Origin of the sequence: Salinadaptatus halalkaliphilus, from assembly GCF_006543045.1 — an archaeon.
GTDB lineage: Archaea > Halobacteriota > Halobacteria > Halobacteriales > Natrialbaceae > Salinadaptatus > Salinadaptatus halalkaliphilus.
The window spans coordinates 1-25784 of the sequence record NZ_RBZW01000066.1 but is presented as its reverse complement, the minus strand read 5'-3'; the positions used below and the strand labels follow the sequence as shown (position 1 = coordinate 25784).

Here is a 25784-nt window from a genome sequence, read left to right as displayed (position 1 = left end):
TATCGAACAGTCGTGGCGTCGGACTGTCGGCAGTCGTTTCCGAAGAACGGCGAGCCCTCCCGCGGTCTCCATCTCACCGGCGAAGCAACTCGTCTCGACCGCCAAATCACGGGTAGAACCCAGACGGATCACGGTCAAAACAGCGTTTTACCGACCGGTATCCGTATGCGTATCGTACTCCTCGTCTGCTGTATGCAGCGACGGACGATGCTTGCAGGGGCGACGACCGGAGTGGCGCTGACTGCTGGCTGTCTCGGTTGGCTCCCAGTCGTCGGCTCGAGCGTACGGACGGACTTCGAGCGAACGAGCACCGACCTCGCCGTCGACGACGATCCGGCGGTTAGCGTCGACGGCGAGACGGTAACGGCTCGCGGCACGGTCCAGTACGGCTCGAGCGAGTGTGGGACGGTCGAGTTGGCCCACGCCGGCTTCGAGGGCTCACAGAACAGGCTGGATCTGCTCGTCGTCGCTGCCGACGACAGGACCGGCGGCGTCGGACTCGGTGGCTGTACCGACGACCTCGTCGCAGGCGGCTATCGGCTCGAGGCAACGGTTTCGGGTCGGCTCCGCCGTGTTTCGGTGACAGAACACCACGTGTTCGGCGAGACGTACTCGACGACAGTCGACGGACTCGATGGCTAAGCCGGCGCTGCCGATGGTGGCCGCTCGCTGAGAGCCGGTGAAACCGTCGCGGACGCAAAGCTTCAACCTCGTGTCCACGAAACCCGAAACCATGCTAGCAAGTGGCGTGACTCTCGGGAGCAGTGAGCGAGCGGAGTTGTTCGAGTACGCGACGCTCGCGGAGGAGCAGGGGTTGGAGTCGGTTTACGCCGGCGAATCGTGGGGCGCAGCAGCGGTTCCGGTACTGACACAACTGCTCGAACGAACCGAGTCGATCGACGTCTGTTCGGGTATCTTCAACATTTACACCAGGACACCGGGGACGGTGGCGATGACGGCCAATACGCTGGCAGACATCGGCGACGGTCGCTTTCGCGTCGGACTCGGGACCAGCGGACCGGCGGTAATCGAGAACTTCCACGGCGTCGAGTTCGACCAGCCGCTGCGTCGGACGCGAGAGTACGTCGAGATCATTCGGGCGTTCCTGGCTGGCGAACGGGTCGACTACGACGGCGACTTGTTCGAGCTCTCGGGGTTCGCGCTCGATATGGACGAGTACTACGAGTGCCCGATATACCTCGCTGCGATGGGCGAGACAAACCGTCAACTGACTGGTGAGTTCGCCGACGGATGGATGCCGCTGCTCGTCCCAAACACCGGGATAGACGACGCGCTCGAGGCCGTCGAACGCGGAACCGAGCGGGGGAATCGGTCGATAGACGATGTCGACGTCGCGCCGTGGGTGCCGACCTGTATCTCCGAGGACGACCCAGACAGTGCCCGCGAACACGTCCGCTCGCTCATCGGCTTTTACGTCGGCGCGATGGGGGAGTACTATGCCAACGCAGCGTCGTCGTTCGGATTCGGAGACGAGGCCGACGCTATTCAGGCCGGCTGGCAGGAAGACCGTCAGGCCGGTGCGGAAGCCGCGGTCACCGACGAGATGGTGTCGGCGTTCGGCGCTGCCGGCACGCCAGCGGAAGCCGCCGAGAGCTTCGATCGATTCGGCGAGGCCGGTGCGAACTCGCCGGTTGCGTACATCCCCTCTCGATGGGCCGACGACGACCTGATTCGGGAGACGATAACGCACCTGTAGGAGTGGGGTTCGGACGTCACCACCCCACGGGAATCGAGAGCGTCACTCGTGGGTATAGACGGCCGTGGAACGGGAGCGGCGTCCACCGCCGACCGCGAGGCGAAACGCACTACGTGCTCCGGCCGATAGATCCAGTAACGCAATCACCGTTTAGCTATGGATCCACTCACACTCCTCGGGATCGACGTGGTGCTCTTTCTGGTCATCGGCCTGCTGGCTGGAGCCCACTGTATCGGAATGTGTGGCCCGCTCGTGACGGTGTACGCCAGTCGGATGGACGATGGAGGCAGTGCCGACGCGACACGTGGCTCCGGCGCTGGTCCGACGCGGGGCGACGGCTCGGGGCGACGAGGTCACCTTACGACGTACGCGGTGCGCCAGCACGCGCTGTTCAATCTCGGTCGAACCGCGAGCTACACCGTTCTGGGCGGCTTCTTCGGCGCGCTTGGGGGCGCGTTGTTCGTCACGACAGCGCAGTTGACGGCCGTCGCCGATCTGGCTCGCGGCGGTGTCGGCCTGCTGGTCGGCGGCTTCGTCGTGGTGACTGGCGTTTACTACCTCCTCGGGCGAACCACCGGCGGACTCTCCGTCCCAGGCGGGGCCCGCGTCACCGGCTGGCTCACGGGTCACGTCGATCGGCTCGCAAACGGGCCGGGTATCGTCGGATTGGGAGCGGTCCACGGCCTGTTACCCTGTCCAGTGTTGTATCCGGCCTTTCTGTACGCGTTCGCAACCGGTTCGCCAACCGGCGGCGCGCTGGCACTCGCCGCGCTCGGTATCGGTACGGTGCCGGCGGTCTTCGCCTACGGGACCGTCATCGACACGGTCGATGTCGCACACCGACAGCGGATCCACCGACTGCTCGGACTCGCGTTCGTCGTCCTGGGCTACGTCCTGCTCGCCCACGGCCTGATGAGTCTGGGGATCCACCTGCCACACCCCGAACTCCCGTTCTACGACGCCCTCGAGACGGGCGCCGATCACGGCCCCCACTAACGACCGATGACGACCGAGCACTCCGACGACGGCTGTACGCTCTGTGACCTGCCCGTCGCAGGCAGCGACATCGAAAGCGACGGCGACGCCTTCTGCTGTGTCGGCTGTCGCGACGTCTACGAGACCCTCGACAACGTCGAGGCGGTCGATGCCGCGGACGTCCGTCGGGCCCGAATCGAGGACGAACCCGACGAGGATCACGTGCGCCCGCCCGGTCACGAGACGACGTTTCTCGAGGTCGACGGCATGTACTGTGGGACCTGCGAGGCGTTCATCGAGTCGGTTGCGGGCGAGGCCGAGGGCGTCAGCGACGTTCGCTCGAGTTACGTCACTGAGACGGTGCGGATCGATCACGATCCCGCCGTCGCCTCGATCGAGTCGCTAAAAGACGATATCAGCCAGCTCGGCTACAGCGCCTACGACCGCGAGGATCAGGTGAGCAAGCGCCGGGCCGACAACTGGGAGATGGGTCGGGTCGCGGTCGGGGTTCTGATGGGGATGATGGTGATGCTCCAGTACGTCGTCATCATCTATCCGACCTACTTCGGCGCGTGGGTCTACGACGAGCGAACTCTCGAGTTCTTCGAGGCGACGCTCGCGAGCGACCTCGCGACGCCGTTTTACATCATCATCGGCGCACTCACGACGATCATCCTCGGCGTGACGGGCAAACCGATCCTGCAGGGGGCCTCCGTCGCGATACAGACGCGGTCGCCGAACATGGACCTGCTCGTCGCGATCGCCGCGGTTAGCGCGTACTGCTACAGCACGCTCTCGATCGTCGTCGGCGGGCCGCACATCTACTACGACGTGACCGTCGCGATCATCGTCATCGTCACCGTCGGCAGCTACTACGAGTCGACGCTGAAACAGGAGGCGATGGACCGACTCTCGGATCTGACCGCCGTCCAGGTCGACGAGGCCACACGCCTCACGGCCGATGGCGACCACGAATCCGTCGCCGTCGACGAGCTAACCGCCGGCGACCGCGTGCTGGTCCGTCCCGGCGAACGGATCCCCGTCGACGGGACGATCGCAGACGGCGAGGCAGCGATCGACGAAGCAGTCGTCACCGGCGAGTCCCTGCCGGTGACGAAATCGGCCGGGGACGACGTGGTCGGCGGCTCGCTGGTTGCGGACGGCTCGATCACGATTCGTGTCGGCGAGGACGCGACGAGCACCCTCGATCGTATCTCCGAACTCGTCTGGGATCTCCAAAGCTCGAATCACGGCATCCAGAAGCTCGCGGACAAGCTCGCGACGATCTTCGTCCCGCTCGTCCTCGTCCTGGCGCTCGTCGTCACCGCCGTCTACCTCGCGCTCGGTGCCGGGATCGCCGGCGCACTGCTGGTCGGGCTAACCGTCCTGATCGTCTCGTGTCCCTGCGCGCTCGGGCTCGCCACCCCCCTTGCGGTCGCCGCCGGCATCCGCGACGCCCTCGAGCGCTCGATCGTCGTCTTCGACGACAGCGTCTTCGAACGGCTGCGCGACGCCGACACCGTCGTCTTCGACAAGACCGGGACACTGACAACCGGCGACATGACCGTCGTCGAGACGGACCTCGGGGACGGTCTCCTCGAGTCGGCCGCGCTGCTCGAGCGCCAGTCGGCCCACCCGATCGGGCGGGCGATCGCCGCGGCCGGCGATCTCGATGGAGCCTCGAGCGACGACGGCGAGTCGAACGGACAGTCGATACCCGACGGCGGCCGCCTCGAGGCGAGCGCCGCGGACGACCGCCTCGAGGACGTCGAGAGCCATCGAAACGGCGTCTCGGGCGTCGTCAACGGTGCGGAGATCGTCGTCGGCCATCCGGACCTCTTCCGGACGAAGGGGTGGACGGTTCCCGACGATCTCGAGGCCCGGATCGACGACCGTCGCGAAACGGGACGAGTGCCGGTCGCCGTCGGCCGCGACGGACGCGCCGAGGGGGTGATCGTCGTCGGCGACGACCTCCGAGACGGCTGGGAGGAGACGGTTTCGTCGATCTCGGCGTCTGGAGCTGACGTGATCGTCCTCACCGGCGACGACGCCCGGGCGGCGACGCGGTTTCGCGAACACGAGGGCGTCGACCAGGTTTTCGCCGGCGTCCCACCGGAAGGGAAAGCCGAGACCATCGAACGGCTCAAGGGAACCGGCCTGACGGTCATGGTCGGTGACGGGACGAACGACGCGCCGGCGCTTGCGGCCGCGGACCTCGGCGTCGCGCTCGGTGGCGGTACCGCGATGGCCGCCGACGCCGCCGACATCGCGCTCGTCGACGACGACATCGGCTCGGTCGACACCGTCTTCGAACTCGCCCGCGCGACCGATCGGCGCGTGAAAGGCAACATCGGCTGGGCGTTCTGTTATAACGGAATCGCGATTCCATTGGCCGTTACTGGCCTGCTCAACCCGCTGTTCGCCGCGGTCGCGATGGGTGCGAGCAGCCTGCTGGTCGTCACCAACTCCTCGCGGTCGCTGCTCGACGACGAGTAATCTATCGGAAAGCTGATCCGATTTCACCGATCTACTTAGCATCCGGCCGATAACGGAATCTATGGCCGATCGGCCCGCGATCCGCGGACGACTCGCCGAGCGCCCCGGACTCACCGCACTGGCGCTCGTCAGCGCCGGCCTCGGGGCACTCGTGATTCTCCCGTATCTGCAGTACGTGCTTCTGGGCGTCGTCCTCGCGTACATTCTCACGCCGCTGCAACGGCGCCTCGAGCGCTACGTCGGCTCGATGGTCGCGGCGATGACGCTCGTCGTCGTCGCCATCCTCGCGATTTTGTTGCCGGTCGCGTACGTCCTGCTTATCGCACTCGAGGAAGCCCTCGAGGTACTCACAGCGATCCAGGAGGGCGATCTCGGCATCGAGACGATCGAATCCTACCTCGAAAGCACGGGGTACGCCGTCGATATCGTCGAGACCTACGAGACGTACCAGGAACCGATCGGGACGGCCGCCCAGGAGTTGGCGACGACGACGCTCGAACTCGTCAGCGCGCTGCCTCAGATTCTCATCGGCCTCACGGTGACGCTGTTCGTCCTCTTTGCGCTGTTGCGAGACGGCGATCGGCTCGTAGCCTGGACGCGGACGGTACTGCCGATTCGGGACGAACTGCAGGACGAACTCCTCGCCGAGTTGGATCAACTCATGTGGGCTTCGGTCGTCGGAAACGTCGCCGTTGCGGCCATTCAGGCGATACTGCTCGGTATCGGGCTCGAGCTGCTCGGAGTTCCCGCGGTCGTCTTCCTGACGGTCGCGACGTTCGTACTCGCCTTACTGCCGTTGGTCGGGGCCTTCGGCGTCTGGGTGCCAGTCTCGATCTACCTCCTCGTTCTCGGTCGCCCCGTCGCCGCCCTGCTGTTGGTCGCCTACGGCTCGCTGGTCAGCGCCTCGGATACCTATCTGCGACCCGCGCTCATCGGCCGCACGAGCGCCTTCAACGCCGCGATAATCGTCGTCGGTATCTTCGGCGGGCTCGTCGTCTTCGGCGCCGTCGGGCTGTTCATCGGCCCAGTCGTCCTCGGCGGTGCGAAGATCATCCTCGATGTCGCCGCTCGAGAGCGCCGGGCTGGACCCGCGGACGATCTCGACGATGCGGAGACGCTCGAGAGTGACGAGATGGCCGCGGATCCCGCAGTCGATACCGATCCGGAGACCGGAATCTCGCCCGAGGACGGCGCCGAATCAGAGAGCGACGAGACGGCTGTCTCCGACGAGGACGCGACTGGTTCGGTCAGCGATGGCGCGACCGAAACGGGGACGGAACCGACGAGCGACGACGAGTCGGGCCAGTCGGGGTAGCTGCGCCAGCGAGACGCTGTCGGACCGTATGCGTTAATTAGCCCGTGGCCGTTACGCTCTGGTATCGTGTCTGGAATCGACACTGACGTTCGACGCAAGTGGCGGCCTGCCGTACCGTTCGTCCGAGGTGGGTACTAAGATGGACGACTCACGACCCACGGGGAGTCCCTACGCACCCCACACGGACGAAGAACGGGCGGCGATGCTCGAGGTGATCGGCACAGACACGGTCACGGAGCTCTTCGACGTTCCCTCAGCGGTACGGTTCGACGACGAGTTCGGCATCGACGCGCGATCCGAGCGGGAGACGCGACGGTTCGTCCGGTCGATTCTCGAGCGCAACGACGACCTGGTCGAACTGCTCGGACGTGGCCACTACGGCTACTACGTTCCCTCGCTGGTCGATCATCTCGCGGATCGATCGGAGTATCTCACCTCCTACACGCAGTACCAGCCCGAGGTCTCCCAGGGCTTTCTGCAGGCGCTGTTCGAATACCAGTCGCTGCTGGTCGAGCTGACCGGCCTCGAGGTCGCCAACTGCTCGATGTACGACGCGGCGACCGCGCTGGGCGAGGCTGCGACGCTTGCAGATCGCGTTCGCGAGACCAGCGGTACGCGCGTGCTGGTCCCCGATCTGCTGCGCGAGGGACGTCGAGGTACCCTCGAGAACTACGTCGCCGGCACCGACCTGTCGATCGAGACCTACCCGACCGCCGACGCCACCGTGGATCTCGCGGCCCTCGAAGATGCCGTCGACGAGGATGTCGTCATGCTGTACGCGGAGAATCCGACGGTTCGCGGGACGATCGAGGAACGACTCGCGGACGTGGCCACACTCGCGACCGACGCCGAGGCGCTGTTCGTCCTCGGCTCGGATCCGATCGCCCTCTCCCTCCTCGAACGACCGGCGGATGTCGGCGCGGACGTCGTCGTCGGCGACGCGAGCGTCCTGGGGCTCCCGACGAGCTACGGGATGGGGCTGGGGCTGTTCGCGACCCGCGAGGACTATCTTCGACAGGTTCCCGGCCGGCTGGTCGGCGCGAGCGAGGATGCGACCGACCGCCGGGCGTTTACGCTCACCCTGCAAACGCGCGAGCAACACATTCGGCGCGAACGCGCCACGAGTAACATCTGTACGAACCAGGCCTGGGTCGCGCTTCGGACCGCGATGCACGCCGCCGTCCTCGGCCCGGACGGCCTGGTCGAACTCGCGACCCGCGGGGTAACCCGCGCTCGAGACCTCGCGGCCGAACTCGACGAGCTCGAGGGCGTGACCGCGCCGGTCCACGACCGTCACCACCTCCGCGAGTTCGTCGTCGACGTCGACCAGGCGGCCACAGATGTCGCCGGGGCCCTCGAGCAGCGAGGGTACGCCGTTCACGTCGTCGGCGAGCACGAACTGCAGATCTGCGTCGCGGGGGTTCCCGAGGAGACGCTCGGCCAGTTCAGCGAGGAATTCGCGGAGGTGGTTCGATGACCGACGACCGAGTGCGGTACGATCAGGCCCGCTACGTCGAGGACGGCCAGTACGAGCCGCTGCTGTCCCAGAAGGATCTGACGCGCGTCGAGATCGGGAACGGCAACGACGCGGACGACGCTGCAACCGCAGGTGAGACCGCCGCCGTCGACTCGCCCCTTCCCGACGACCTCACGCGCGATTCCCTCGAGTTGCCGGCGCTGTCCGAGCCGGAACTCGCACGTCACTACACGCGCCTTTCCCAGATGATCTACGGGATCGACAGTGGGCCCTATCCGCTGGGATCGTGTACGATGAAGTACAACCCGAAATTCACGGAAGACGTCGCCGCGTTCCCGTCGGCTGCCGTCCACCCCGATCGCTCGGAACGGTCGATTCAGGGCACACTCGAGGTGCTCTATCGCCTGCAGGACTATCTCGGCCGCATCGGCGGCATGGACGCCGTGACGCTGCAGCCGCCCGCGGGCGCTGCCGGCGAGTTCGTCGGCATCCGCGTCGCTGCGGCCTATCACGAATACAACGGCGAGGGCCACCGCGACGAGGTGATCGTTCCCGAGAGCGCCCACGGGACGAACTTCGCCACCGCGGCACTGGGCGGCTACGATGTCGTCTCCCTGCCGAGCGACGACGCGGGCCGAGTCGACCTCGACGCGCTCGAGGCCGCCCTTTCGGAGAACACGGCCGCGCTGATGCTGACGAACCCGAACACGCTCGGCCTGTTCGAGCGCGATATCGAGGTGATCGCCGAGATGGTCCACGACGTCGGCGGCTTGCTCTACTACGACGGCGCGAACTTGAACGCCCTGCTCGGCCGCGCTCGCCCCGGCGATATGGGCTTCGACGTGATGCACTATAACGTCCACAAGACGTTCGCGACGCCCCACGGCGGCGGCGGGCCCGGCGCCGGTCCGGTCGGCGTCGTCGAGGATCTCGAGCCCTTCCTGCCCGCACCTCGAGTGCGGAAAGCGGGGGCCGACGACGAAAGCGACGCGGCGTCGGCCGGCCGAACCTACGAACTGTTCGATCCCGACAACACCATCGGCAAGGTCCACGGCTATCAGGGCAACTGGCTCGTCCTCCTGAAGGCGTTCGCCTATATCGCTCGGCTGGGCGATGCGGGACTGACGGACGCAAGCGCGATGGCGGTGCTCAACGCGAACTACCTCGCGAGCCAGATCGAGTACGAGGTGCCCTACGAGCCGTTCCACCACGAGTTCGTCGCCAGCGCAGGCGAACAAGACGCCGCCGACGTCGCCAAGCGAATGCTCGACTACGGCGTCCACCCGCCGACGACGAAGTGGCCCGAGATCGTCCCCGAGGCGTTGATGACCGAGCCCACCGAGGTCGAGAGCAAGGCGACGCTCGATCGCCTCGCCGGCGCGTTCAACGCCGTCGCGGAGGAGGACGACGAGACACTGGCCGACGCCCCCGAGCGGACGGCCGCTCGGCGGATCGACCAGACGACCGCGGCTCGAAACCCGCGCCTCTCGTGGCACGCCCTCGAGGAGTCGTCCGGACAGTGACCCGCCGGCGTGACTGTCGCGCCGTCTGAGAGGCGGTTGTGTTTTCGTCGTCGCTGGCGTACCACGCGCATGGATCCCAATCGACTCTTTCCACGCGATCGACAGCAGCGACCGGCCGACAGACCACTCGAGCAATTGAACAGTCGTCTCGAGGCGACCGAACACCAACTGCGCCGATTGCACAACACGCTGCAGGGGATCGCACGGGAATCGGATATCACGATCGGCTGCCCGTGTGACCGGTGCGATCGAAGTTACCTGCTGGTGGCGGATGGAAAACTGATCTGTCCACACTGTGGCTACCAGCAATCAATGTGAGTCATTTCCGTCCGCTCGGGATTCCTCCGCGTTCACGCGGAGGAGGATGTCAACGATCGAGAGACGCCCGCATCAGCAGTCTCGTTACTCGTCGTTGGTCTCGCTTCTGGTGTTTGGCTCACGGGAGTCGGCCGTGCTGTCGCTGTCCCCGACGACGACGAACTCCCGACAGCCGCATTCACAGGCTTCCTGCCCGATGAGTTGCACGTCACCATCTGGCCACTTTCGCGCCGCGTAGACAGAATCGCAGTCGGTACAGCCCGCAAGAACTCGATCGACATCGTCTCGATTCGCCATCTCGGTGGCGAGGACGACTCGCGGACGTGTTATCAAATTTTCTACTTTATATTTCGTACCCAAACCAACAGCAGGAAATCAGAAGTCACGCACGATTGTAAATTGACATCATAAATTCAAGGCTTGAGCAATACCTTCGTGACACCGGCTTCGCGCTCGTCGAACCGCTCGTACATTTCCGGTGCGTCCTCGAGCGAGACGCGGTGAGAGACCAGAAAGCTCGGTTCGGCCGTGCCGGCAACCCGTCGGAAACACGTCGGCGAGCATAATAAAGTCGTCTTCGTGCCCCTCGTCGAGGAGTTTCAGGGCGTTGAAATCGGCGAAGGGAACCCGGACCTGATCGGCCTGCCCGCCCTAATACGGCCCCATCTGAACGGAGCCGTAGGCGCCGCCCGGCGTTTCGGCAACGTTCTCGCAGTAGCCGTAGTGGCCCTCCTCGCAGTTCTCACAGAACCCGCAGGCGACGTTGAACGGCAGGACGACCCGGTCGCCCGCCTCGAGCGGCTCGACACGTCGCCGACTGCGGCGATCTCGCCCATGATCTCGTGGCCGAAGACCATCCCCTCGTCGGCGCCAGCACGGCCTTCGTACATGTGGAGATCCGAGCCACAGATCGCCGCCGTCGTCACGTCGACGATTGCGTCGTTCGGCCCCTCGAGTTCCGGATCGTCGATGGCTTCGATCGATACGTCGTGGGAGTCGTTGTAGACGACACCGCGGACTGTCGTTGATGGCTTACCACAACCAGCCACAGGCGATCTGTCAGTAGTCCTTGGCCGCGCAAACGCAATGTCGATAGCGCGCCGATGGAGATTTGTGCCTCACCCACACAGTATCGACCGATGGGGCGCCGCGACGAGGATGGAATCGACGACGCGAGAGCCGACTCCCGCGGCTACGGCGACGGCTGGGACGAACTGCGACGCGCGACCCTGCGTCGCGATGGCTACGCGTGTACTCGCTGCGGGGCCGACGATCGAACCCTACAGGCCCACCACGTCGTCCCTCGCGGCGCCGGGGGTCCCGACGAACTCGAGAACCTGCTGACGCTGTGTCGCCCCTGTCACGGCGTCATCCACCAGTCCAACAGGTCGTTCGACGACGTTCGCGACGAAGCACCACTCTTTCCGAATCGAGAGGCACCCGAGGCCGTCGCCAGGATGCGAACCCCCGACGATCAGTGGTGCAGTCGCTGCGGTCACGAGTTCGAGCCGAGCGACCTCGTCGCCTGGAACGACGTCCCCCCGGCGACCGAGTCGACGAGTGTCGCCGACACCGAGTACGACCACCTCACCCTCTGTGAGCCGTGTGCCGGGCTACTTCTGGAGTGTCTGCCCGCCTGCCACCTCGACTCGCTCTCGAGCAACCACGGACTGTCGACGGCAGCCCTCGCCGACCGCCGTCAGGAGGCGCCGGTTCGCTCGAGCGTGTTCGCGTCGCCGCCGGTCTCGGTCCGTCGCGAACCTCGGAGCGTCCGGGAACGAGTGATCGACGATACGCCGATCCGGTTTCTCACCAACCATCGCGGCATTCGGCTCGCGACGGGCACGGTGGCGCTCTATCTCGCCGTGATGATCGTCCTGACCGCGATCTAATCTGTCCGGCGGCGGCCCATTATTCGCTCGCGTCGTCCGCCCGCGGCAGCTCACGCCGACGCGAAAAATAGACGAACGCGACGGCGAGTCCGGCCGTGGGAACCAGAATGCCGAGTTCGTACATCGCGGGATTCGCGAGGCCGAGCCGTTTGGCGTCGACGTGGACCACAATTGCCAGCGGGATCTGGAGAGCGACGACGGCGGCGACGGCGAGCATCACCAATTCTGCTATATCGACGAACGAGTACCACGGGGTATACGTGTGTCGTCGCAGTCGCATGTCGGCTCGAGGTCCTGACTGCACGCGAACCGGACGGGATCGTTCCCTCACGTGAACCGGAAGAACTGCCGATCGTCCGGTTTCGCGTCAGTTGCGGGGTAGACGACGACGAAATTACCATCCGCCCGCCTCGCGATCCGGCTCGGTACCGTCTGCAGGTCGGGCTGCCAGCCGATATCGCCGCGGCGGGAGCTGAGACAGACGACGAGGTCGTCGGCTCGAGACGCCGCCTCGAGCCTGTCCTCTAGCGCCTCCCAGTCCGGGACGGTCTCGACCGACGTCGTCCCGTCGGGAACGGCAGCCTCGATCCAGTTCTCGTGGTGCTGGTCGATTGAATCGGACGCGCCGACGACGAGCGCCTCGATCGGCGCGTCGACGCCGTCTGCGACGAGTCCGATGGTGTGACCCGCCTCGTCGACCCCGTCGTTGTGTTCGACGCCGTGTGGGACCACGAGCAGAATCCGTCCCGTGGTGTTTAGCGGCTCGCGGACGCGACCGACGAGTGCGAGTTGGGTCGTTCGATCGAGCACCTGGTCGATGACGTGCCCGTAGACGGCCTGCGTTCGCGAGCGAGCGCCGTCCCACCCGATGACGAGCGTGGTGATGCGGTGTTCGATGGTCGCGTTGACGATCTCCGAGGCGACGTTGTGGTTGACGCGGGTATGGGGGAGGACCGAAACCTCCGCGCTCGCCGCGTAGGCCGACAGCTCCTCGAGACGCGCCCTCGCGTCGACGACGTTTGCCTCCGTTTGGGCGATCCCGTCCGGCTGCACGACCGACAGCGTATGAATTGACTCGTCGTCTCGCGGGTCACGAATCGTCACCGCGAGATCGAGCAGCGACTCGGCGTGACAGGAGTTCCGCGACACCGGGACGAGAAGCCGCTGGGTCGTCTCGGCGAGGTCGTATGGCGCCTGCGCTCGAGCGCGAACGATCCCGGCACCGGCTCGCTCGACGGCGATGGGGCTGAGGACGCTGACGACTAGAATCATCACGACGACGGCGTTTAGCATGTGCTGGCCGAAGCCGGGGACGCCCGCGTCGAAGCCGATCTGGACGATCGCGAGCGCGGCCGCCGCCTGCCCGACCGACAGGCCAAACATACCGGCGACTTCCTCGTGGGAGTAGCCGTACATCCGCCCGGTGACCCACGCGGCGACGTACTTCGTCGCGACGACCATCACGAGCAACGCCGTGGCGAGAACGAGCGTTTCGGTTCCCTCGAGGACGACCCGCGCGTCGACGAGCATGCCGACCGACAGCAGGAAGAACGGAATGAACAGGGCGTTGCCGACGAACTCGATGCGGTTCATCAGCGTCCCGGTCTCGGGCACCAGTCGGTTGAGCGTCAGGCCGGCGAGGAAGGCGCCGATGATGTGCTCGACGCCGACGAGTTCGGCGAGAAAGGCACAGGTGAACAACACGGCCAGCACGAACAGGTACTCGACGTAACTCTCCTCGTGGTGCCGGCGAAAGAACCACCGACCGAGCCGGGGAACCAGGAGCCAGACGCCGACGAAAAAGACGGCCAGCCCGACCGCCAGTCGGGTCCAGAAGACAGCATCGAGTGTTCCTTCGGTGGCGGCGATGACGATGGCGAGCACGAGCAAGGCGAGCGTATCGGTCAGGATCGTCCCCCCGATGGTCGCCGTCATCGCCTCGTTCGTGACGATCCCCAGCCGAGTGACGATCGGATACGCAAGCAGCGTGTGGGAAGCGAAGATCGCCGCAAACAGCGCCGCCGCCGGCAGCGTCAATTCGAGGAGGGCGACGCCGACGGCCATCCCGACCGCCTGCGGAATCACGAACGAGAGCAGTCCGAAGACGATGCTTCGATCTTTGTACGCGACGAACTGAGCGATGTCGATCTCGAGGCCGGCCAAAAACAGCAGGTAGATCAGTCCGACCTCGCCCAACAGTTGGATCGTCTCACCGCGCTCGAGCAGGCCGAGTCCGTTCGGCCCGATCGCAGCGCCGACGAGGATAATCCCGACGATTCCCGGCAGGCGGTAGCGCTGGAGGAGAAGCGGCGCAACCAGAAAGACGACGACCGCGAGCCCGAAGACCAATACGGGGTCGTCGAACGGTGGAGTCAGTGATACTCTCGAAGCCAGGATTTCGAGGTCGGAAACTATCGAGGACTCATACGGTTTACTGTAAGTCATTTCCGGCGCACCCGCGACCCGGGCGGCGGGTGCGCCGGTAAATCGTTACAGTAATCCGTATCAATCGAGCCGAACGTCGTCTCCATTGGGGACAGCCCTCGGTGGCGAGGTATCGGTCATACGGCGGTCGTTGGCCTCGAGGCGCCGTCGCCGGATCATGGCGGCGCTGTAGCTTCCACAGCCGAGCGCGAGCAGTCCGACGGTCAGCGTGAGCCAGGCACTGCTTTCGTTTCCCATCAGGGTCGGACCAGCGCCGGGACCGATCACGAACGGCGACGCGACGAGCCACAGGCCGGCGACGGCAGCCAGGGACGCGACACCGGCGCTTCCGAGTTCCTGCTTCGAGCGCCGAGAGTAGTTGTACCCGCCGGCGAGGACGAGTACACCACCCACCAAAAAGGCGTTCCAGAACGCGCTCGCCGCGACCTCAAGGGCGAGTGTCTGGCCGATCGTCACGACACCGAGGGCGGCGATACCGACCGAGAGCCACTTGCCGCGTCGGTTCGGGTTCGGATCGGACGCGATCGTATCCCGGTCCGTCGGTTCCCCATCGCTGTAGCCACGTGCGTCGTGTTTCACCTCTGGGTCGTGTTCGTCCCTGTTCCAGGATGGTCGCGTCATCGTCTCCAGCGAAGGGTGGGTCCACGTGAGCAAGAGTCCGGTGCGCGAGGTTGCAGGCCAGTAGCCTCGAGTCGACGGACGAATCTCACGCGGTCGAGCATCGCTCCGGAAAACAGTTACAGCGGGCCGTATCAGGAGTCCGAATGATTCCCGCCACCATCACGGATTTGAACGCCTTGTTTGTGCTGGGGTGAGTATTGAGCGAGCGGCTGGTATAGGTCGCGCTCGCGCGCGTACGTGAAGCTTTATTAGTGGGCGTCCACTACCCGACAGTAGGTTTTGTATGTCCCAGGAAAGCGAGTACGGCGCCGGACAAATTCAGGTCCTCGAAGGCCTGGAGGCCGTCCGAAAACGGCCGGCGATGTATATCGGCTCTACCGACTCTCGAGGACTCCATCACTTGGTCTACGAGGTGGTGGACAACTCGATCGACGAGGCACTGGCTGGTCACTGTGACGACATCACCGTCTCGATCCACGGAGACGGGTCGGTGAGCGTTACCGACGACGGTCGTGGCATCCCCGTCGACACCCACGAGGAGTACGACCGCCCGGCCCTCGAGGTGATCCTCACTGTCCTCCACGCGGGCGGGAAGTTCGATAACAAGTCCTACCAGGTCTCGGGTGGGCTGCATGGCGTCGGCGTTTCCGTCGTCAACGCTCTCTCCGAACGACTCGAGGCGACGGTCAAACGCGACGGTGCCGTCTACGAACACGCCTTTGAAGCCGGCGAACCCGTCGGCGACATGGAGCAGGTCCGCGAGATGAAACCCGATGAGGAGACGGGGACGGCGATCCGTTTCTGGCCAGACACCGGTATCTTCGAGGCCGACGAATTCTCCTTCTCGACGCTCTCGAACCGGCTTCGCGAACTCGCCTTCCTCAACTCCGGTGTTCGCATCACGCTCTCGGACGAACGCGAAGACGCTAGCGACGACGGCCCGCTCGCGGAGACGTACGAGTACGACGGCGGCATCCGCGAGTTCGTCGAGTATTTGAACGAGACGCGCTCGGCGATGCACGAGGATGTCATCTACTTCGAGGACGAGGACCAGAACATCCAGGTCGAAGTGGCCATGCAGGCCACCCAGGAACTCCAGGGCTCGATCCACGCCTTCGCGAACAACATCAACACCCGTGAGGGCGGGACACATCTGACGGGCTTCAAGACAGCCCTCACCCGGACGGTCAACGACTACGCCAACGAAAATAGCCTTCTCTCGGATCTCGAGGACAACCTCAAGGGCGAGGACATCCGCGAGGGACTGACCGCGGTCATCTCGATCAAACATCCCGACCCCCAGTTCGAGGGCCAGACGAAGACGAAACTCGGCAACAGTGAAGTACGAGGGATCGTCGAAAGCGCGATGCACGAGGGGCTTGGCACTTACTTCGAGGAGCACCCCGACACCGCCGAGGCCATCGTCGCCAAGGCCGTCGAGGCCGCCAAAGCCCGCATGGCCGCCCAGAAAGCCGAAGAGCTCACCCGACGCAAGTCCGCGCTCGAGTCGACCTCGCTGCCGGGCAAACTGGCCGACTGCCAGACCAAAGACCCCGACGAGGCCGAACTGTTCATCGCGGAGGGTGACTCCGCGGGCGGCAGCGCGAAACAGGCCCGAAATCCCGAATTTCAGGCCGTCCTGCCGATCAAGGGGAAGATTTTGAACGTCGAGAAACACCGCCTCGATCGCATCCTCGAGAACGACGAGATCCGGAACATGATCACCGCCATCGGCGCGGGGATCGGTGACGAGTTCGACATCGAGGACATCCGCTACAAGAAGATCATCATGGCGACCGACGCCGACGTCGACGGCGCCCACATACGGACGCTCATGCTAACCTTCTTCTACCGGCACATGCGACCGCTGCTGGAAGGTGGCTACGTCTATGCGACCCAGCCGCCGCTCTATCGCATCCGGTATCGCGGCGAGACCTACGACGCGATGACCGATGCCGAGCGCGACGAGATCGTCGCCGAAAAGTGCAACGGCAACCCATCGCAGGTTCAGCGATTCAAGGGACTGGGCGAGATGAACCCCGAACAGCTCTGGGAGACGACGATGAACCCCGACAATCGCATCCTCAAACAGATCACGGTCGAGGACGCCGCCGCGGCGGACAAGATGTTCTCCGTGCTGATGGGCGACGCCGTCGAACCGCGCAAGCAGTTCATCAAAGACCACGCGCCCGAAGCAGAGTGGATCGACATATGAGTGACGAGGTGAGCACATGAGTTCAGACGTACCCGATCCAACAGACGTCGAGGCGCGAGCGGTAGAGAACGTCCGCATCGAGGACGAGATGGAACAGAGCTACATCGACTACGCGATGTCCGTCATCGCGGGTCGTGCGCTCCCGGACGTCCGGGACGGTCTGAAGCCGGTCCACCGGCGCATCCTGTATGCAATGCACGAAATGGGCGTCAGCTCGGGCTCGTCCCACCGGAAGTCCTCCTCGATCGTCGGGGAGACGATGGGTGACTATCACCCACACGGCGACAGCGCCATCTACGACACGCTCGTCCGAATGGCCCAGGACTTCTCGATGCGGTATCCGCTAGTCGACGGCCAGGGGAACTTCGGCTCGATGGACGGTGATCCGGCCGCGGCGCCCCGATACACGGAGGCCCGGATGGCTCCCGTCGCCGAAGAGTTACTCGAGGATATCGAGAAGGACACGGTCGACTTCTCCTCGAACTATGACGATCGCTTACAGGAGCCGGACGTGCTGCCGGCAGCGTTCCCGAACCTGCTGGTCAACGGCTCCTCGGGGATCGCCGTCGGCATGTCGACGAACATCCCGCCACACAATCTCGGCGAGGTAATCGACGCCACGATCGAACTGATCGACGACCCCGATGCGACGGTCGAGGACCTGATGGACCACGTCAAGGGGCCGGACTTCCCGACTGGCGCGAACATCGTCGGCCGCGACGCCATCTACTCGGCGTACAAAACTGGTCGCGGGCGCATTCGGGTCCGCGCCGAGTTCGAGGTCGAGGAGTGGCAGAACGGTCGTGAGCGAATCGTCATTACGGAACTGCCTTATCAAGCCAACAAGGCCCGCCTCGTCGAACGTATCGCCGAAGACATCACCGACGGCGAGATCGAGGGCATCTCGGATCTCCGTGACGAATCCGACCGCGACGGCGTCCGCATCGTCGTCGAGTGCAACCGCGGCGCAAACGTCGAGGTCGTCAAGAACAAACTCCTCGAGAACCACCTCGAGAAAACGTTCGGCGTCATCAATCTCGCGCTGGTCGACGGCCAGCCACGCGTCCTCTCGCTCAAAGAGACCTTAGCGGAGTACGTCGCCCACCGCCGCGAGGTCGTCCGCCGGCGTAGCGAGTACGATCTCGAAGAAGCCGAGGACCGCGCACACATCCTCGAGGGCCGGCTGAAAGCCGTCGAGAACGCCGAGGACATCGTCGAGTTGATCCGCAACAGCGAGACCCGCGACGACGCGAAAACAGCACTGCAGGAGGCCTACGGCTTCTCCGAAGCCCAGGCAACCCACATCGTCCGGATGCAACTCGGCAGTCTCACATCGATGGAGGCCACCGAGATCGAAGACGAGTACGAGGAGGTACAGGCTGAAATCGAACGCCTGACCGAGATTTTAGAGAGCGAGCAGGAACTGCTCGGCGTCATCAAGGAAGAACTCCGCGCGGTCAAAGACGAGTACGCCAACGATCGGCGCACCTCGATCGTCGAGGACCAGGGCACGGTCACGCACGAAGATCTCATCCCGGAAGAAGAGGTCTTCGTCGTCATGACCGAAGACGACTACGTCAAACGAATGCCCATCGAGCAGTTCGACCCCCAGGGTCGAGGCGGGAAAGGAATCATCGGCGCGGACGTCAAGGAGGACGATCGCGTCTCGACGGTCTTCAGAGCGAACACCCACGATTACCTGCTTTGCTTTACTAACCAGGGCAAAGTCTACCAGCTCAAGACCTACGAAATTCCGGAGATGGGCCGGACGGCCCGCGGAAAATCCGCGGTCAACATCCTCGATCTCGATTCCGGCGAGGACATCACGGCCATCGTCGACACCGACGCCTTCGGCGACGACGAGTTCGTCACCATGGTGACCCGACACGGCTACGTCAAACGGACCGCCGGCTCGGAGTTCGACAACATTCGCACGACGGGTATCATCGCCGCCGACCTGGAGGAGGGCGACGAACTCGTCGATGTCGAAGTCACCGACGGCTCGCAGGATCTGGTCATCGCCAGCGAAGGCGGGATGACGATCCGCTTCGACGAAGACGAAGTACGAGCGATGGGGCGGTCGGCCCGCGGCGTCAACGGCATCGACCTCGAGGGCGAGGACGCCGTCGCCGGCCTCGTCGCGACCGACGAGGACGACGAGCGAGCGCTACTTACCGTCACGGAAAACGGCTACGGCAAGCGGACGTTGCTCTCGGAGTATCGCACGCAATCGCGATACGGCAAAGGGCTGATCGATATCAAGACCGGAGAGCGAAACGGTCCAGTGACGGCGGTCAGAGCCGTCTCGGCCGACGATCACCTCGTGTTAATGAGCGAGCGCGGCCAGATCGTCCGGACCCGCGCCGACGAGGTTTCGACGGTCGGGCGCAACACGATGGGCGTCATCGTCATGGCAGTCGAACCTGGTGACGCCGTCGCCAGTATCGACGACATTAAAGCGGCGTCGATAGCGGCCGAGGAATCAGACGAGTAACGCCCTCGAGGCGTAACACTGGAGGCAGAAGCCGCTACGTCCGTCGAAACTCAGTGATTCGGTTCTTCTGCAGGCGCGACCATATCCTCGATACGGAGGATCAGAATATTGTTCGTATCGTCCTTGCCGTCGACACGACCTTCGACGACGAGTTTCGACAGCGGCGTCGGTCCGACGACGACGGCGTCATCTTCGGAGATGTCACCCATCGATCCCTGCATATGGATCTCGGCGCGACAGAGTTCGGGATGGTGGACACTCGAGAGATCGATCTCTTCGACGATAACGTCGGTGACAGGTTCGCCCTCGTGTTCGATCGGGACGGAGGCCGGATCGTCCATCTGCTGGATCTCGAGGGCCTCGTAGGCCGTGGCGGTCGGCTTGTAGCCGCCTTTCGGCCCGGGTACGCCTTCGACCAGTTGTAAGGCTTTGAGACTCTGCATCTGGTTGCGGATCGTCCCCGGGTTTCGGTCGACCTGCTCGGCGATGTCCTCGCCTTTGATAGCGTCTTCGGACTCCTTGTGGAGATTCGTCAATGCACGGAGAATCTTCTTCTGACTCGGCGTCAGTTCGATGGATGACATACTGAAGTATTCGTAATTGCAATCCTTAAACCCGACGGGTGAGGCCGCTCGGTTTGAAGGCGATATTCCGGCGAATTTGGAATAGAACACACGCGCCGTCGTTTTTTCACCTCGCTATCCGCTGTTTGTTCGGTCGAGCCCCTTCCGGCTGTGTAGCCGGGCGATTACGGCGCCAGTAGCCAGCCTTCGAGGACGAGTTCCGTAACGACATCCTCGAGCAAAAACATGAGGACGAAGCCGCCGACGAACGTCGCCGCGTTGACGCGCGTGAGGATGGCTTCGGCGTCGAAGCGGATGAGTTCGGCAACCTCGATGAGCACCTGTAAGATGGCACCGACCGCGATCGCAAAGAAGAGGACGGCAAGCAGCGGCGCTTCGCCGAAGCTCCCGATCCAGCCGCCGAGGATAACCGGACCGCCCGCGAGCAGCCCCATCGCGGCGAAGTGACGAAGCGGCGGCGTATTCCGATCACGCGCCACGGCGGCGACGATCGTCGGCCCCTCCATGACGTTGTGAAGAACGAACGCCAACATGAGCAAGAGCACCTGCGTGGCGTCGCCCTGGATGAACGAGACGCCGATACCCAGTCCCTCGCCGATGCTGTGGAGTCCGAGCGCGAGCGCGACGAGGTAGGCGATCTCGAGGCCGCTTTTTTGCGTGTCGGCCATCGTTCGCTGGCGCCACGTACTCGCCGCGTACATCACGAGGAAGGTACCGCTGATGCCGACGATCGCCAACACGATGGCAAGCGAGGGGCTCCCGGCTTCGGCGCCGTTCTCGACGATATCTTCGGTCATTTCGATCGCGATAAACACCAGGACACCAGCCGCCAGTGCGAGGAAGGCATGTAGATACCGCGGATCGAGATCGCGGATAAACGGGAACCAGAGCATCCCGATCGCGACCGGGACGATTCCCGCAAACACACCGATAACGGCGAGCATCCAGATAATCTCGAGTGTACTCGCCTCACCGACCGCAGCCAGGTCACCGAACGGTGAGATGGCATACAACAGACCGAAGACGCCCCCGAGGATAACGACCGGACCGACAGCAAGGACCCATGGCGGCAGATCAGCTATCGATCGACCGCTCACGTCTTCTCACCGTCACTGGAAACGAACTGCCAACTCATTACCACTGATTAGACACGTCTAAACTTATGTCTTTACCATCGAACTCGAGGTTAGACTCGATCTAAATGTTTGAAAGCGGTGCCTCGAGAAGACAGTGTGTCGGAAGGAACTCAGCGACTGCTACACGCCGTCGCTGTTAGGATTCGATCTCCGCCGGCCGGGAAACGCGGACGTGATAGGCGACCGATTCCGGAAGCGAAACGGCCTCTTCGAGACCGCTCGGTTGGGCCGTCACCATGCCAAACGGTGCGACTTCGAGGATTTCGAGTTCCACACCCGGTTCGACGCCGTGGTCGGCGAGATACGAGAGTACGTCGGGGTCGTGGTCGGCAACCTCTTCGACGATGACGGTCTCGCCTTCGGGGAACTCAGCGACCGACTTCCCCTCTGGCCGCTCGGGTGGCTCGAGATCAGCACCGGGAATCGGCGAGCCGTGTGGATCGACATCGGGCTGGTCGAGCGCGTCGGCGACCCGTGCCTCGAAGTCCTCGCTGATGTGGTGCTCGAGTCGGTCGGCCTCGGCGTGGACTTCCGACCAGTCGTAATCGAGATGTTCGGTGAGATACGCCTCGAGCAATCGGTGGTGACGAACGACCTCGAGCGCGACGGTTTCGCCCTCCGCTGTCAGCGTGACGCCGCGATATTTCTCGCGGTCGACCAGTTCGCGATCCTCGAGTTTCTCGATCATACTCGTGACGGTGGGCGACGTGACCTCGAGTTCGTCGGCGATCTGGGAGGTTTTGATCCGGCCGTCGTGCTCGCGCTGGAGCTGGTAGATCACCTTGAGGTAATCCTCCATCACGTCGCTCAACATCATCGTCCGGCAAATTAGAGCCGTCTAACCCTAAAGCTGTCGACTGCTATCGTCAGCATCGCCAGCTCGGAGACATCACGACTGTCGACAGTCATTCGGTAGGGTCAAACAGACCGCCCACGAACGTGAGACCGATGTCGACCGTCCGAATTATCGGCACACCCATGGACTACGGAGCCAACCGCCGCGGCGTCGACATGGGGCCGTCCGCGATTCGCTACGCCGGACTCGCCGACGAACTCGAGGCTGCCGGCGTCGACCCGGTCGATACCGGCGACTTGCTGGTGCCGCGTGCGGAAGCCCGTGATCCAGACGCCGATCCGCCGACGCGTGGCGATGCCAAGTTCTTGCGCGAGATCGAAGACGTCTGTTCACGGCTGGCAACCGACGTCTCGGAGACACTCGCCGACGGTGCGTTTCCGCTGGTACTGGGCGGCGATCACTCGGTCGCGATCGGGTCGCTGAACGGATCGGCCGACGACGCCGACGTCGGCGTAATCTGGTTCGACGCACACGCCGATCTGAACACCCCCGAAACATCCCCGAGTGGCAACGTTCACGGAATGCCACTCGGCGCGGTCCTCGGTCGGGGCGTCTTCGGCCAACTCGAGTGGGCACACGCCCCCGGTGTCCGCGAGTCGTCGATCGCCTACGTCGGTCTTCGCAGCATCGACGACCGGGAACGCGAACTCGTTCAGGAAAGTGAGATGACCGCGTTCACGATGGCCGATATCGACGAACGTGGCATTACGGCCGTCGTCGAAGACGCCCTCGCGGTTGCGACCGACGGCACCGACGGCGTCCACGTCAGTCTCGACCTCGACTGGCTCGACCCGAAAACCGCACCCGGCGTCGGCACGCCCGTTCGCGGCGGCGTGACCTACCGCGAGGCTCACGCCGCCCTCGAGACCATTTCCGATCGCCACGAGCGTGACGACGTGGTGCGCTCGATGGACGTCGTCGAGGTAAACCCGATTCTGGACGAAGCTAACGAGACGGCGACGCTTGCAGCCGACCTCACCGCGAGTGCCTTCGGGAAACGAATTCTGTGATATCGCCAGTAACTGTGCCAAATGTCATCATTTAACATCGCTGTACGCGTTCCAACACCTTTGTAACAGAGTGATTCCGACTGTGCACCATGACTGAGAATGTCGTCGTACTCGGCGCGGGGTATGCCGGTGCCGGTGCGATCAATACGCTCCAGTCGGAACTCGGGGGAAACGCACAGCTGACCTGGATCGCTGATGTCGATTATCATCTCGTCTTGCACGAAGCCCACCGTGTAATCCGCGATCCGGATGTCCGTACCGATATCACCTTCCCGGTCGACCAGATCGCCGATCCGTCGACCCAGTTCATTCAGGACGAGGTGACCGGCCTCGACGTCGACGAACAGGTCGTTTCCCTCGCCGACGAAGCCGATGTCGAGTACGACTACGTACTTGTCGCACTCGGTACTCAAACCGCCTACTACGGTATCCCCGGCCTCGAGGACCACTCGATGACGCTCAAGAGCCTCGACGACGCTCTCGAGATCCACGACGCCGTCAAAGAAGCCAGCCAGGAAGCGACCCGCGGCGAGCCGGCCCAGATCGTCATCGGCGGCGCTGGCCTCTCGGGCATCCAGACGGCCGGTGAGATCGCCGAATTCCGCGACAACCATCGCGCACCGATCGAGATCCACCTCGTGGAAGCACTCGAAGAGATCTTCCCCGGCAACGATCCCGAAGTCCAGCAGGCGCTTCGTGATCTCCTCGAGGACGCCGGCGTCCAGATCCACACGGACGATCCGATCACTGAAGCGAACGAAGACGCCATCGAATTCGACGAAGGTGAGCCCCTCGACCACGACGTGCTCGTCTGGACCGGCGGCATTACCGGACGCGATGCGATGGACGACGTCGACCTCGAGAACGAACACAATCGCGTCAACGCCGAAGCGACCTTCCAGACATCCGACGACCGTGTCTTTGCTATCGGCGACTCGGCGATCATCGACCAGGGCGACCAGCCCGCACCGCCGACCGCACAGGCCGCCTGGCAGGCCGCCGATGTCGTCGGCGAGAACATCGCTCGTGCGATCGAGGGACGGCCGCTCAAGACCTGGGAGTTCGAGGACAAAGGCACCGTCATCTCGGTCGGCGAGAAGGCAGTCGCCCACGAAGTCAAACCGGCCTTCGGCGTCTCGCTGCCGGTCGACACCTTCGGCGGCGTCCCCGCGGAGACGCTGAAGAAACTGATCGCCGCCCGCTGGATCGCCGACATCACCTCCTGGGGGACGGCCCGCTCCTCCTGGTCGTCGCTGTAGCCGAGGGTTCGTCCCGATCCGACAGCGCCCGTTTTCCGCGGCGGATCACAGCCCCTTTCCCTCGCCGACTATTCGCTCGAGCCGTCGTTTACGCCGCCACTCGCGTCGTCACCGCCCATCGGTCGTGCGGGAACGCCTGCAACGGTCGTCCCCGGTTCGACGTCGCGGGTTACGAGCGAGTTCGCCGCGACGCGAGCGTCGGCGCCGATTTCGACGCCCGGCAGGACGATCGCACCGGCCCCGATCATCGCCCGTTCCCCGACGACCACCTCACCCGTCCGGTACTCGTCTTGCAGAAACTCGTGACAGAGCACCGTTGCGTCGTAGCCCACGATAGCGTGGTCCTCGAGCGTGATCAGTTCCGGCCAGAAGACATCAGGTGTCGCCTCGAGTCCCCAGGAGACACCCGGGCCGACGGTGACGCCGAGCCGTCGCAAGAACCAGCGTCGAAGCCGGAGGCTCGGCGCGATTCGAGCGAGCCAGACGAGGACGTAGTTATACGCAACCCGAAGCGGCCCCTTCGCGGTCGTCCAGTGGGCAAGCGAATTGCTGGCACCCGGTGTCGCATGGTGGCGAACGCGCTCGTGGCGGGAACTGTCGTCGGTCACGACTGGCAGTTCGATCGAATGCTACAAGAAACCGACTGATCGAACGACACTGCTGAAAGTCGACGCTCGGCGGCGTGCTACCTGTAGGCAGGGATACCGGTCAGATCTTCGCCCAGGATCAACGTGTGGATGTCGTGGGTGCCCTCGTAGGTGTAGACCGTCTCTAAGTTGGCCATGTGTCGCATCGGCGAGTAGTCGGTCGTGATGCCATTGCCCCCGAGCATCTCGCGGGCGACGCGGGCCTGATCGCGCGCCATGCTGACGTTATTTCGCTTGGCCATCGAGATGTGTTGGGGGCGCAGGTCGCCACGCTCTTTCAGATCGGCCACCCGGTAGACGAGCAACTGCCCGAGCGTGATCTGGGTCGCCATCTCCGCTAGTTTCCGCTGTTGGAGCTGGAACTGGCCGATCGGCCCGCCGAACTGTTCGCGGTCCGTGGCGTACTGGCGCGCCTCCTCGAAGGCGTCTCTGGCGGCGCCGACGGCGCCCCAGGCGATACCGTAGCGGGCCTGGGTCAGACACGACAGCGGGCCTTTCATGCCCGAGACGCCCGGCAGGACGTTCGTTTCGGGAATCCACACGTCGTTGAGACCGATTTCGCCGGTGATCGAGGCGCGAAGCGAGAGCTTCTCGTCGATTTTGTTGGTCGAGACGCCGTCGCGGTCGGTCTCGACGAGGAAGCCCCGCACGGGGTCGTCCGCGGCCGAACGGTCGCGTGCCCAGACGACGGCGATGTCGGCGATGGGCGAGTTCGTGATCCAGGTCTTCGAGCCGTTGAGCACGTAGCCGTCGCCATCGCGTTCGGCGTAGGTCTCCATCGCCGACGGGTTCGAGCCATGCTCG

General features: G+C 64.2%; 22 protein-coding genes and 1 pseudogene. 13 read left to right on the top strand and 10 right to left on the bottom strand.

What is annotated here, in order from left to right:
* Positions 1 to 165: 165 nt before the first annotated feature.
* The 8 genes from D8Y22_RS18500 (at position 166) to D8Y22_RS18465 (ending at position 9821) form a co-directional block, all read left to right on the top strand.
* Complete coding sequence (locus D8Y22_RS18500; RefSeq protein ID WP_246084508.1) at positions 166 to 642, top strand: hypothetical protein; 477 nt, start codon at positions 166 to 168, stop codon at positions 640 to 642.
* A gap of 91 nt (positions 643 to 733) precedes the next feature.
* On the top strand, positions 734 to 1717 hold the full coding sequence (locus D8Y22_RS18495; protein ID WP_141466160.1) for an LLM class flavin-dependent oxidoreductase: 984 nt from the start codon (positions 734 to 736) through the stop codon (positions 1715 to 1717).
* A gap of 156 nt (positions 1718 to 1873) precedes the next feature.
* On the top strand, positions 1874 to 2713 hold the full coding sequence (locus D8Y22_RS18490; protein ID WP_141466159.1) for a sulfite exporter TauE/SafE family protein: 840 nt from the start codon (positions 1874 to 1876) through the stop codon (positions 2711 to 2713).
* A 6-nt stretch (positions 2714 to 2719) separates the two neighbouring features.
* The gene (locus D8Y22_RS18485; RefSeq protein ID WP_141466158.1) at positions 2720 to 5188 is read left to right on the top strand and encodes a heavy metal translocating P-type ATPase; all 2469 of its coding nucleotides are present in this window, start codon (positions 2720 to 2722) and stop codon (positions 5186 to 5188) included.
* 61 nt (positions 5189 to 5249) lie between these two features.
* Positions 5250 to 6503 carry an AI-2E family transporter gene (locus D8Y22_RS18480; protein ID WP_141466157.1) on the top strand — a complete coding sequence of 418 codons (1254 nt, stop codon included), beginning with the start codon at positions 5250 to 5252 and terminating at the stop codon, positions 6501 to 6503.
* Positions 6504 to 6642: 139 nt separating this feature from the next.
* A complete protein-coding gene (gene gcvPA / locus D8Y22_RS18475; protein WP_141466156.1) occupies positions 6643 to 7980 on the top strand; it encodes an aminomethyl-transferring glycine dehydrogenase subunit GcvPA in 1338 nt (445 codons plus the stop codon).
* The gene (gene gcvPB / locus D8Y22_RS18470) at positions 7977 to 9503 is read left to right on the top strand and encodes an aminomethyl-transferring glycine dehydrogenase subunit GcvPB (protein WP_141466155.1); all 1527 of its coding nucleotides are present in this window, start codon (positions 7977 to 7979) and stop codon (positions 9501 to 9503) included. Before gcvPA ends, gcvPB begins: the two co-directional genes overlap by 4 nt.
* A 69-nt stretch (positions 9504 to 9572) precedes the next feature.
* Entirely contained in the window at positions 9573 to 9821 is a 249-nt protein-coding gene (locus tag D8Y22_RS18465; RefSeq protein ID WP_141466154.1) for a hypothetical protein, read from the top strand.
* 84 nt (positions 9822 to 9905) lie between these two features.
* Here D8Y22_RS18465 and D8Y22_RS18460 read toward each other — a convergent pair whose 3' ends face one another.
* Positions 9906 to 10118 carry a hypothetical protein gene (locus D8Y22_RS18460; protein ID WP_141466153.1) on the bottom strand — a complete coding sequence of 71 codons (213 nt, stop codon included), beginning with the start codon at positions 10116 to 10118 and terminating at the stop codon, positions 9906 to 9908.
* Positions 10119 to 10319: 201 nt separating this feature from the next.
* A pseudogene (locus tag D8Y22_RS18455) lies at positions 10320 to 10870 on the bottom strand (alcohol dehydrogenase catalytic domain-containing protein); the annotation flags it as partial.
* Positions 10871 to 10960: 90 nt separating this feature from the next.
* Between D8Y22_RS18455 and D8Y22_RS18450 the strand changes: the two are divergent.
* Positions 10961 to 11713 carry an HNH endonuclease gene (locus D8Y22_RS18450; protein WP_141466152.1) on the top strand — a complete coding sequence of 251 codons (753 nt, stop codon included), beginning with the start codon at positions 10961 to 10963 and terminating at the stop codon, positions 11711 to 11713.
* A 19-nt stretch (positions 11714 to 11732) separates the two neighbouring features.
* Here the strand turns inward: D8Y22_RS18450 and D8Y22_RS18445 are convergent, their stop codons facing one another.
* Genes D8Y22_RS18445 through D8Y22_RS18430 form a run of 3 tightly spaced genes read right to left on the bottom strand, consistent with a single transcriptional unit; the run spans position 11733 to position 14779 of the window.
* Positions 11733 to 11993, bottom strand: a complete 261-nt coding sequence (locus tag D8Y22_RS18445) for a hypothetical protein (RefSeq protein ID WP_246084507.1) — start codon at positions 11991 to 11993, stop codon at positions 11733 to 11735.
* Between the two features lie 47 nt (positions 11994 to 12040).
* Positions 12041 to 14158, bottom strand: coding sequence for a cation:proton antiporter (locus D8Y22_RS18440; RefSeq protein WP_141466151.1), 2118 nt, complete (start codon positions 14156 to 14158; stop codon positions 12041 to 12043).
* Positions 14159 to 14218: 60 nt separating this feature from the next.
* Positions 14219 to 14779, bottom strand: coding sequence for a DMT family transporter (locus D8Y22_RS18430; RefSeq protein ID WP_141466150.1), 561 nt, complete (start codon positions 14777 to 14779; stop codon positions 14219 to 14221).
* A 283-nt stretch (positions 14780 to 15062) separates the two neighbouring features.
* Between D8Y22_RS18430 and gyrB the strand changes: the two genes are divergently transcribed.
* The gene (gene gyrB, locus D8Y22_RS18425) at positions 15063 to 16994 is read left to right on the top strand and encodes a DNA topoisomerase (ATP-hydrolyzing) subunit B (protein WP_141466149.1); all 1932 of its coding nucleotides are present in this window, start codon (positions 15063 to 15065) and stop codon (positions 16992 to 16994) included.
* Between the two features lie 16 nt (positions 16995 to 17010).
* On the top strand, positions 17011 to 19488 hold the full coding sequence (gyrA, locus tag D8Y22_RS18420) for a DNA gyrase subunit A (RefSeq protein WP_141466148.1): 2478 nt from the start codon (positions 17011 to 17013) through the stop codon (positions 19486 to 19488).
* Between the two features lie 50 nt (positions 19489 to 19538).
* On the opposite strand, the gene D8Y22_RS18415 is transcribed toward gyrA, so the two are convergent.
* The 3 genes from D8Y22_RS18415 to D8Y22_RS18405 form a co-directional block, all read right to left on the bottom strand.
* Positions 19539 to 20072, bottom strand: coding sequence for an Rrf2 family transcriptional regulator (locus D8Y22_RS18415; RefSeq protein WP_141466147.1), 534 nt, complete (start codon positions 20070 to 20072; stop codon positions 19539 to 19541).
* A gap of 164 nt (positions 20073 to 20236) precedes the next feature.
* Complete coding sequence (locus D8Y22_RS18410; RefSeq protein ID WP_141466146.1) at positions 20237 to 21169, bottom strand: ZIP family metal transporter; 933 nt, start codon at positions 21167 to 21169, stop codon at positions 20237 to 20239.
* A gap of 175 nt (positions 21170 to 21344) precedes the next feature.
* The gene (locus tag D8Y22_RS18405; RefSeq protein WP_141466145.1) at positions 21345 to 22025 is read right to left on the bottom strand and encodes a metal-dependent transcriptional regulator; all 681 of its coding nucleotides are present in this window, start codon (positions 22023 to 22025) and stop codon (positions 21345 to 21347) included.
* 131 nt (positions 22026 to 22156) lie between these two features.
* Between D8Y22_RS18405 and rocF the strand changes: the two genes are divergently transcribed.
* Together rocF and D8Y22_RS18395 are read left to right on the top strand one after the other, a co-directional pair.
* Positions 22157 to 23074 (top strand): arginase, encoded by a 918-nt coding sequence (gene rocF, locus D8Y22_RS18400; RefSeq protein WP_141466144.1) that lies wholly within the window; start codon positions 22157 to 22159, stop codon positions 23072 to 23074.
* 89 nt (positions 23075 to 23163) lie between these two features.
* Positions 23164 to 24333 carry an NAD(P)/FAD-dependent oxidoreductase gene (locus D8Y22_RS18395; RefSeq protein WP_141466143.1) on the top strand — a complete coding sequence of 390 codons (1170 nt, stop codon included), beginning with the start codon at positions 23164 to 23166 and terminating at the stop codon, positions 24331 to 24333.
* A gap of 68 nt (positions 24334 to 24401) precedes the next feature.
* Here D8Y22_RS18395 and D8Y22_RS18390 read toward each other — a convergent pair whose 3' ends face one another.
* Positions 24402 to 24941, bottom strand: coding sequence for an acyltransferase (locus D8Y22_RS18390; protein ID WP_174811912.1), 540 nt, complete (start codon positions 24939 to 24941; stop codon positions 24402 to 24404).
* Between the two features lie 77 nt (positions 24942 to 25018).
* Positions 25019 to 25784, bottom strand: a 766-nt coding sequence (locus tag D8Y22_RS18385) for an acyl-CoA dehydrogenase family protein (RefSeq protein WP_141466141.1), incomplete at its 5' end; no start/stop codon positions are given.

Coding starts and splice junctions, on each gene's coding strand:
- D8Y22_RS18500 (WP_246084508.1), top strand. CDS start 166: ATGCGTATCGTACTCCTCGTCTGCTGTATGCAGCGACGGACGATGCTT.
- D8Y22_RS18495 (WP_141466160.1), top strand. CDS start 734: ATGCTAGCAAGTGGCGTGACTCTCGGGAGCAGTGAGCGAGCGGAGTTG.
- D8Y22_RS18490 (WP_141466159.1), top strand. CDS start 1,874: ATGGATCCACTCACACTCCTCGGGATCGACGTGGTGCTCTTTCTGGTC.
- D8Y22_RS18485 (WP_141466158.1), top strand. CDS start 2,720: ATGACGACCGAGCACTCCGACGACGGCTGTACGCTCTGTGACCTGCCC.
- D8Y22_RS18480 (WP_141466157.1), top strand. CDS start 5,250: ATGGCCGATCGGCCCGCGATCCGCGGACGACTCGCCGAGCGCCCCGGA.
- gcvPA (WP_141466156.1), top strand. CDS start 6,643: ATGGACGACTCACGACCCACGGGGAGTCCCTACGCACCCCACACGGAC.
- gcvPB (WP_141466155.1), top strand. CDS start 7,977: ATGACCGACGACCGAGTGCGGTACGATCAGGCCCGCTACGTCGAGGAC.
- D8Y22_RS18465 (WP_141466154.1), top strand. CDS start 9,573: ATGGATCCCAATCGACTCTTTCCACGCGATCGACAGCAGCGACCGGCC.
- D8Y22_RS18460 (WP_141466153.1), bottom strand. CDS start 10,118: ATGGCGAATCGAGACGATGTCGATCGAGTTCTTGCGGGCTGTACCGAC.
- D8Y22_RS18450 (WP_141466152.1), top strand. CDS start 10,961: ATGGGGCGCCGCGACGAGGATGGAATCGACGACGCGAGAGCCGACTCC.
- D8Y22_RS18445 (WP_246084507.1), bottom strand. CDS start 11,993: ATGCGACTGCGACGACACACGTATACCCCGTGGTACTCGTTCGTCGAT.
- D8Y22_RS18440 (WP_141466151.1), bottom strand. CDS start 14,158: ATGACTTACAGTAAACCGTATGAGTCCTCGATAGTTTCCGACCTCGAA.
- D8Y22_RS18430 (WP_141466150.1), bottom strand. CDS start 14,779: ATGACGCGACCATCCTGGAACAGGGACGAACACGACCCAGAGGTGAAA.
- gyrB (WP_141466149.1), top strand. CDS start 15,063: ATGTCCCAGGAAAGCGAGTACGGCGCCGGACAAATTCAGGTCCTCGAA.
- gyrA (WP_141466148.1), top strand. CDS start 17,011: ATGAGTTCAGACGTACCCGATCCAACAGACGTCGAGGCGCGAGCGGTA.
- D8Y22_RS18415 (WP_141466147.1), bottom strand. CDS start 20,072: ATGTCATCCATCGAACTGACGCCGAGTCAGAAGAAGATTCTCCGTGCA.
- D8Y22_RS18405 (WP_141466145.1), bottom strand. CDS start 22,025: ATGATGTTGAGCGACGTGATGGAGGATTACCTCAAGGTGATCTACCAG.
- rocF (WP_141466144.1), top strand. CDS start 22,157: ATGTCGACCGTCCGAATTATCGGCACACCCATGGACTACGGAGCCAAC.
- D8Y22_RS18395 (WP_141466143.1), top strand. CDS start 23,164: ATGACTGAGAATGTCGTCGTACTCGGCGCGGGGTATGCCGGTGCCGGT.